A 7,400-nucleotide genomic window follows, 5' to 3' on the forward strand; every position below is an offset into this window, starting at 1 on the left:
CGACGAAAGCTCAGCATTTCGGTCCGCACGTTCGGATCGAACGCCACCTTCGCGCCCGCGCGATAGATCACACTCTTTCCCCACGACGCTCTTCCGATCTGCGTCGCCGGTGGCCGAGCCGCGCGACGATCGCTTGCTGGCCGCGCGTCACGCGCGCTTCATCGATCTGTATGCGCGAACGGATGCATGGTTCACGGCGGGCGTTTAAACTCGAACACTTGTTCTTTTGCGTCAGCGATGACGCATCGTGGCAAGCCGGCGACCGTTTCCCGCACGCGATCCGCGGCCGGACCGGCCATCATGGCGAGCACGAGATTCTTTCGCCGTGCCGCGCGCGATGCCGCGCGGCACGGTTTCGACAGCTTTGCATGGAACCCGGTGCGAAGCATGGGACGGGCGTCAGTATTCGCGCACCCACGCCTCGACACGAGCGCTGACGCGCCAACCCGGGCCGACCTCACACACAGACAGGAGTCACACGATGAAGACGAAAGCAGCGATTGCATGGAAGGCGGGCGCGCCGCTGACGATCGAGGAAGTCGATCTGGAAGGGCCGCGCGCCGGCGAAGTGCTGATCGAGGTGAAGGCGACGGGCATCTGTCACACCGATTACTACACGCTGTCGGGCGCCGATCCGGAAGGGATCTTCCCGGCGATCCTCGGCCATGAGGGCGCGGGCGTCGTGGTCGACGTCGGCCCCGGCGTCGGCACCCTGCGCAAGGGCGACCACGTGATTCCGCTCTACACGCCCGAATGCCGCGAGTGCAAGTTCTGCCTGTCGCGCAAGACCAACCTGTGCCAGAAGATCCGCGCGACGCAGGGCAAGGGCCTGATGCCCGACGCGACGTCGCGCTTCTCGCTCGACGGCAAGCCGCTGTTCCACTACATGGGCACGTCCACGTTCTCGAACTACATCGTCGTGCCGGAGATCGCGGTCGCGAAGGTGCGCGAGGACGCGCCGTTCGACAAGATCTGCTACATCGGCTGCGGCGTGACGACGGGCGTCGGCGCGGTCGTGTACTCGGCGAAGGTCGAGGCCGGTGCGAACGTCGTCGTGTTCGGCCTCGGCGGCATCGGCCTGAACGTGATCCAGGGCGCGAAGATGGTCGGCGCGGACAAGATCATCGGCGTCGACATCAACCCGAAGCGCGTCGAGCTCGCGAAGAAGTTCGGGATGACGCACTTCATCAACCCGAACGAAGTCGAGAACGTGGTCGACCACATCGTGCAGCTGACCGACGGCGGTGCGGACTACTCGTTCGAATGCGTGGGCAACGTGAAGCTGATGCGCCAGGCGCTCGAGTGCACGCACAAGGGCTGGGGCCAGTCGTTCATCATCGGCGTGGCGGCAGCCGGCGAGGAAATCAGCACGCGTCCGTTCCAGCTCGTGACGGGCCGTGAATGGAAGGGTTCGGCATTCGGCGGCGCGCGCGGTCGTACCGACGTGCCGAAGATCGTCGACTGGTACATGGAAGGCAAGATCAACATCGACGACCTGATCACGCACACGCTGCCGCTCGAGCGGATCAACGAAGGCTTCGATCTGATGAAGGCCGGCGAGTCGATCCGCTCGGTCGTGCTGTACTGACCGGGAGCGCACCGCGATGCTCGAACTCGTTTCCTCGCACGCGTGCCACGGCGGCGAGCAGCGTTTCTACCGTCACGATTCGGCGGCCATCGGCCTGCCGATGAAGTTTTCGGTGTACCTGCCGCCGCAGGCTGCGCACGGCCGCGTGCCGGCACTGTTCTATCTCGCGGGGCTCACGTGCACCGACGAGACGTTCGCGATCAAGGCCGGCGCGCAGCAATACGCGGCGCAGCACGGCATCGCGCTCGTGATGCCCGACACGAGCCCGCGCGGCGCGGGCGTGCCGGGCGAGACCGATGCGTGGGACTTTGGCGTCGGCGCGGGCTTCTATGTCGATGCGACCGAAGCGCCGTGGTCCGCGCATTACCGGATGGAGTCGTATGTGACGGGTGAGCTGCGCGAGCTCGTCGCGGCCGAGTTGCCGATCGACGGTGCGCGGCTCGGGATCTTCGGCCACTCGATGGGCGGGCACGGCGCGCTGACGCTCGCGTTGCGCCATCCGGGCTTGTACCGGTCGGTGTCGGCGTTTGCGCCGATCGCCGCGCCGACGCGCTGCCCGTGGGGCGAGAAGGCGTTCTCGGGCTACCTCGGCGCCGATCGCGAGGCATGGAAGGCACACGACGCGAGCGAACTCGTCGCGCGGGCCGATGCGCCTAAGTTCGCGGACGGCATCCTCGTCGATCAGGGTCTCGCCGATCAGTTCCTCGCGAACCAGCTCAACCCCGACGTGTTCGAAGCCGCGTGCGCGAAGGCCGGCCAGCCGCTGACGCTGCGCCGCCATCCGGGCTACGACCACGGGTACTATTTCATCTCGACGTTCATCGCCGATCACATCGCGCATCATGCGCGCGTGCTCGCACGGTGAGCGGGAAGGGAAGCAGGTAACGCACACGACGCGTCGCACTATCGCGCGCGCATGAAAAAACGCCGGCGTTGCCTTCGGGCACGCCGGCGTTTTTATTTCCGACAAACGTCGGTCAGTGGCGTCGCAACAGGCTGGCGCCGTACACGAGCGCCGACAGCGCGGTGATCCAGAAGCTCGTCGGCCAGTCGGTGTGATACGCGAGCACGATACCGAGCCACGCTTCGAACAACGCGAACAGCGCGGCGAGCAGCACGCCGGTCGACAGCCGCGTCGTCACGTTCTGCGCGGCGGCGGCCGGCCCGACCAGCAGCGTGAACACCAGCAGCACGCCGACGATCTGCGTCGCCGCGGCCACCGCGAGCGCGCACACCGCGAGGAACAGCATCGACACCGTGCGCAGCGACACGCCCTTGGCTTCGGCCAGTTCGGGCTGCAGCGATGCGAACAGCAGCGGCCGCGCGATCAGCGCGAGCGCGAGCAGGCTGACCGCGCCGATGCCGGCGAGCACCGCGAGCGTGTCGTGGCTGACCGCGAGCACGTTGCCGAACAGCAGCGCGGTGACCTGCGTCGCGAACGACGTGTAGAAGTGCAGGAACAGCAGGCCGAAGCCGAGCGCGCCCGACAGGATCACGCCGATCGCGACGTCGCGGCCCGCGAGCTTCTCGCCGAGCGCGCCCATCCCGATCCCGGCCGCGAGCGTGAAGCCGACCATCCCCCAGATCGGCGAGATGCCGAGCAGCACCGCGCCCGTCGCACCGGTGAAGCCGACGTGCGACAGCGCATGGCCGGCGAAGGTCTGCCCGCGCAGCACCAGGAAGTAGCCGACGATGCCCGCGAGCACCGCGACGATCCCCGACGCCGCGAAGGCGTTGATCATGAAGTCGTATTCAAACATCGTGCGAATGCCCGGGATGAGCGTGTCCGTGGTGGTGATGGCCGTGGCCGCCGCCACCGCCGTGCGAGTGGCCGTCGTCGTCCTCGTGTTCGTGGTCGTGCTTCTCGATCTCGACGTCGCCCGACATCACGAAGATCTTGCCGTTCACGCGCATCACGTCGATCGGCGAACCGTAGAGCCGCGACAGCACGGGCTTCGTGATCACCTCGTCGACGGTGCCGAGCGCCGCGACGCCGTTGCCGAGATACAGCACGCGGTCGAGCGCGTTCAGCAGCGGATTCAGTTCGTGCGCGGAGAACAGCACGGTGATGCCGAGCTCGCGCTGCACGTTGCGCACGAGCTCGACGACGCCGCGCTGGTGGTTCGGGTCGAGGCTGATCAGCGGCTCGTCGAGCAGCAGCAGCTTCGGGCTGCCGAGCAGGCACTGCGCGAGCAGCAGGCGCTGCCGCTCGCCGCCCGACAGTTCCGACAGCGGCCGGCGCGCGAGCGTCGGGCCGCCGACGAGATCGAGCACGCGGTCGACGTCGCGGCGCGTCGCCGCGTTCGTGTGCGGCAGCCCCCAGCGGTGGCCGTCGGCGGCCATCGCGACGAAGTCGTAGCCGCGCATCCGGCGGTTCGCGAGGCCGCTCCTGATCTGCGGCATGTAGCCGATCGATGCGTTGCCGCGCACGACGGGCACGCCGCCGACGGACAGCGTGCCGGCCGACACGGGCACGAGGCCGAGCACCGCGCGCATCAGCGTCGTCTTGCCCGCGCCGTTCGGCCCGAGCACGCCGACGAATTCGCCGGGTTCGATCGAGAAGCTGACGTCGCGCAGGATCGTGCGTCCGCCCAGTTCGAGCGTGACGCGATCGACGGCGAGTGCGTGAGGAGTGACGGTCATGTCGTTACGGTTGTTTATTGCTTGCCGGCGGCCAGCGCGGCCGCGAGCGCGTCGAGCTGGCCGGCCATCCATTGCTGGAAGGTCTTGCCGGCCGGCTGCGTCTCGGTGACGCTGACGGTCGGCACGCCGCCGTCGCGCGCGATCTTCAGCATGCGCTTGGTCATCGGCTCTTCGGCCTGGCTGTTGTAGATCAGCACGCGCACCTGCTTCTTGCGCAGGTCGTTCTCGAACGCGGCGACGTCCTGCGCGCTCGCCTCGGTGTCGTTCATCGTCGCGAGCTGGAAGCGCTGGTTGCGCATGTCGAGGCCGATCGCGTCGGACATGTAGCCGAACACGGGCTCGGTGGCCGTGACCGGCACGCCCTTGTACTGCGCGCGCAGCGCGGCGACCTTGTCGTCGACGGGCTTAAGCGTTGCGACGAACTTCTGCAGGTTCGCGTCGTATTCGGCCTTGTTCGCCGGGTCGGCGCGGCCGAGCTCGGCCGCGATCGCGCGCGCGGCGGCCGGCATCGTCGCCGGGTCGTACCACAGGTGCGGGTTGTCACCGGCCTTCTTGCCGACGAGATCGGCGACGACGATCGTCGCGCGCTTCGCCTGTTTCGACGCGCCGAGCAGCTTGCTCATCCACGGATCGTAGTTGGCGCCGTTGTAGATCACGACCTGCGCGTGCTGGAGCGCGCGGGCCGTCTTCGGGCTCGCTTCGAACAGGTGCGGATCCTGGTCCGGATTGCTGAGGATGCTCGTCACCGCGACATGGCTGCCGCCGATCTGCGACGCGACATCGCCGTAGAAATTCTCGGCGGCCACGACGTTGACGGTCGCGGCCTGCGCGAACGCGGGCGCCGCGAGCGACAGCGCGGCGACAGCGGCGGCGAGCCAGCGGACAGGCGACAGGGCACGCCGCGGCGCGCGCTTCAGGGCAATGGACATGGAACTCCTCGTTGGAAGGGGCGGCGCGTGCGCCGCGCGATACGCGTCAGCGTTGCACGGGCTTGTGCTTGCAGTGCCCGCACAGGCCGCTCAGCTCGACGACCTGGTGGTGGACTTCGAAACCGTGCGCGGGCTCGCTCGCGGACAACTGTTTCGCGAGGTCGCCGCCGGGAATCTCGACGGTGTCGCCGCACGAATCGCAGATCAGGAACTGGCCTTCGTGCGGGACGCCGATCTCGCAGCACGCGAAGAACGCGTTCTTCGATTCGATCCGGTGGATGAAGCCGTGCTCGACGAGGAAATCCAGCGCGCGATAGACGGTTGTGGGCGGCACGCGGCCGCGCTGCGGTTCGAGTTCGGCGAGCAGGTCGTACGCGCCGATCGGGCGCTGCGCGGCCAGCACGCGTTCGTAGACCTGGCGGCGCAGCGGCGTCCACGCGAGCCCGTGCTCGGCGGCGAATGCGTCGGCCCGGGACAGCCGGGCGTCAATGGACGATGAGGTAGCCATGGCGTGAAGCAGGGCGATGAAACAAAGTATGGCGATGATATAACGTATCGCCGCGCCGTGCAGCGCGAAATCCCCTTTCCGTCCTCGCTCCGTCCCCTTCATTGCCGATCCGACCGCGCCGCACCGTGCGCGCCGCGCCTTGCCGGGCGTGCGCGGCGGGCCGCCACGCCGCGCAGTTGTGCCGCAGCGCGTCATAGAAAGCCGTCACGTCGCCTTGACAGCACGAATCGCGTATCCGATCATTCGATCACTAACAGAGCAATTGATCGGTTGGCGAGCGTTCGCTCACCTCGCAGCCGTCGTAAAGCAGAACGAACCGGAGACAGCCAGTGAGACTGGAAGACAAGGTCGCGATCCTGACGGGCGCCGCAAGCGGCATCGGCGAGGCGGTCGCGCAACGCTATCTGGACGAGGGCGCGCGCTGCGTGCTCGTCGATCTGAAGCCGGCGGGCGGCTCGCTCGCGCGGCTCATCGAGGCAAACCCCGGCCGCGCGGTGGCCGTCACCGCGGACGTCACGCGCCGCGACGACATCGAGCGGATCGTCGCCACGGCGGTCGAGCGCTTCGGCGGCGTCGACATCCTGTTCAACAATGCGGCGCTGTTCGACATGCGCCCGATCCTCGACGAATCGTGGGACGTGTTCGACCGGCTGTTCTCGGTCAACGTGAAAGGGCTGTTCTTCCTGATGCAGGCCGTCGCGCAGCGGATGGTCGAGCAGGGGCGCGGCGGCAAGATCGTCAACATGTCGTCGCAGGCCGGGCGTCGTGGCGAGGCACTCGTTTCGCACTACTGCGCGACCAAGGCCGCGGTGATCAGCTACACGCAGTCGGCCGCGCTCGCGCTCGCGCCGCACCGGATCAACGTGAACGGCATCGCGCCGGGTGTCGTCGACACGCCGATGTGGGAGCAGGTCGATGCGCTGTTCGCGCGCTACGAGAACCGGCCGCTCGGCGAGAAGAAGCGGCTCGTCGGCGAAGCCGTGCCGCTCGGCCGCATGGGCGTGCCGGGCGACCTGACGGGCGCCGCGCTGTTCCTTGCGTCGTCCGACGCCGACTACGTCACCGCCCAGACGCTGAACGTCGACGGCGGCAACTGGATGAGCTGAAGTGATGCCGCTCGCACGCGCCACCACCTGCCGGCCGGCCCGAGACGCGGCAGTTGTCTTGCACGTCGCGGCCCCCGTTGAACGAGGAGGGCTCGCCTGATGGCCGAGATCGTCGTTGCCGGCGAACTGCTCGCCGAATTCGTCGCCGCCGAGCGCGGCCAGGGTTTCGATACGCCGGGCCTGTTCGAAGGGCCGTTTCCGAGCGGCGCGCCGGCGATCTTCGCCGACCAGGCCGCGCGGCTCGGTGCATGCGTCGCATATGCGGGCTGCGTGGGCCGCGATGCGTTCGGCGATGCGATCGTCGCGCGGCTCGAACGTGATGGCGTCGACGTCGCGCGCATCCGCCGCGTCGCGCGCCCGACCGGCACCGCGTTCGTCGCGTATCGCGACGACGGCTCGCGCAGCTTCGTGTTCACGCTGTCCACCAGCGCGGCAGCGTGCGTCGATGCGTCCGATGTTGATACCGCGATGTTCGACGGCTGCCGTTACTTCCACGTGATGGGTTCGTCGCTGACGAGCGAGTCGGCGATCGCGGCGGTGCAGCGCGGCGTGATCGAGGCCGCGCGCGCCGGCGCGAAGGTGTCGTTCGATCCGAACGTGCGGCCCGAAATGCTGAGCTTTCGTCC

The 7,400-nt window shown here is 68.1% G+C and carries 8 protein-coding genes and 1 pseudogene; 5 read left to right on the plus strand and 4 right to left on the minus strand.

What is annotated here, in order from left to right:
• The 3 genes and pseudogenes from G3O06_RS49480 to fghA form a co-directional block, all read left to right on the plus strand.
• A pseudogene (locus G3O06_RS49480) lies at positions 1 to 208 on the plus strand (hypothetical protein); the annotation flags it as partial.
• Positions 209 to 481: 273 nt separating this feature from the next.
• Positions 482 to 1,588, plus strand: a complete 1,107-nt coding sequence (locus G3O06_RS45525; protein ID WP_011353045.1) for an S-(hydroxymethyl)glutathione dehydrogenase/class III alcohol dehydrogenase — start codon at positions 482 to 484, stop codon at positions 1,586 to 1,588.
• A gap of 16 nt (positions 1,589 to 1,604) precedes the next feature.
• Positions 1,605 to 2,453: an S-formylglutathione hydrolase gene (fghA, locus tag G3O06_RS45530; RefSeq protein ID WP_205819999.1), complete on the plus strand. Its 849-nt coding sequence runs from the start codon at positions 1,605 to 1,607 to the stop codon at positions 2,451 to 2,453.
• A 112-nt stretch (positions 2,454 to 2,565) separates the two neighbouring features.
• On the opposite strand, the gene G3O06_RS45535 is transcribed toward fghA, so the two are convergent.
• Genes G3O06_RS45535 through G3O06_RS45550 form a run of 4 tightly spaced genes read right to left on the minus strand, consistent with a single transcriptional unit; the run spans position 2,566 to position 5,668 of the window.
• Positions 2,566 to 3,348: a metal ABC transporter permease gene (locus tag G3O06_RS45535; RefSeq protein ID WP_027789245.1), complete on the minus strand. Its 783-nt coding sequence runs from the start codon at positions 3,346 to 3,348 to the stop codon at positions 2,566 to 2,568.
• Positions 3,341 to 4,231 carry an ABC transporter ATP-binding protein gene (locus G3O06_RS45540; protein WP_011353042.1) on the minus strand — a complete coding sequence of 297 codons (891 nt, stop codon included), beginning with the start codon at positions 4,229 to 4,231 and terminating at the stop codon, positions 3,341 to 3,343. The genes G3O06_RS45535 and G3O06_RS45540 overlap by 8 nt, the downstream gene beginning before the upstream one ends.
• A gap of 14 nt (positions 4,232 to 4,245) precedes the next feature.
• Positions 4,246 to 5,160, minus strand: a complete 915-nt coding sequence (locus G3O06_RS45545; protein ID WP_174918484.1) for a zinc ABC transporter substrate-binding protein — start codon at positions 5,158 to 5,160, stop codon at positions 4,246 to 4,248.
• Positions 5,161 to 5,206: 46 nt separating this feature from the next.
• A complete protein-coding gene (locus tag G3O06_RS45550; RefSeq protein ID WP_011353040.1) occupies positions 5,207 to 5,668 on the minus strand; it encodes a Fur family transcriptional regulator in 462 nt (153 codons plus the stop codon).
• Between the two features lie 329 nt (positions 5,669 to 5,997).
• On the opposite strand from G3O06_RS45550, the gene G3O06_RS45555 reads away from it, so the two are divergent.
• Together G3O06_RS45555 and G3O06_RS45560 are read left to right on the plus strand one after the other, a co-directional pair.
• Positions 5,998 to 6,774, plus strand: a complete 777-nt coding sequence (locus G3O06_RS45555; protein WP_174918485.1) for an L-iditol 2-dehydrogenase — start codon at positions 5,998 to 6,000, stop codon at positions 6,772 to 6,774.
• Positions 6,775 to 6,873: 99 nt separating this feature from the next.
• On the plus strand, positions 6,874 to 7,400 hold a 527-nt coding region (locus tag G3O06_RS45560; RefSeq protein ID WP_241020576.1), incomplete at its 3' end, for a PfkB family carbohydrate kinase.

It is taken from the genome of Burkholderia sp. Ac-20345, assembly GCF_017104825.1.
Taxonomy (GTDB): Bacteria; Pseudomonadota; Gammaproteobacteria; order Burkholderiales; family Burkholderiaceae; genus Burkholderia; species Burkholderia lata_B.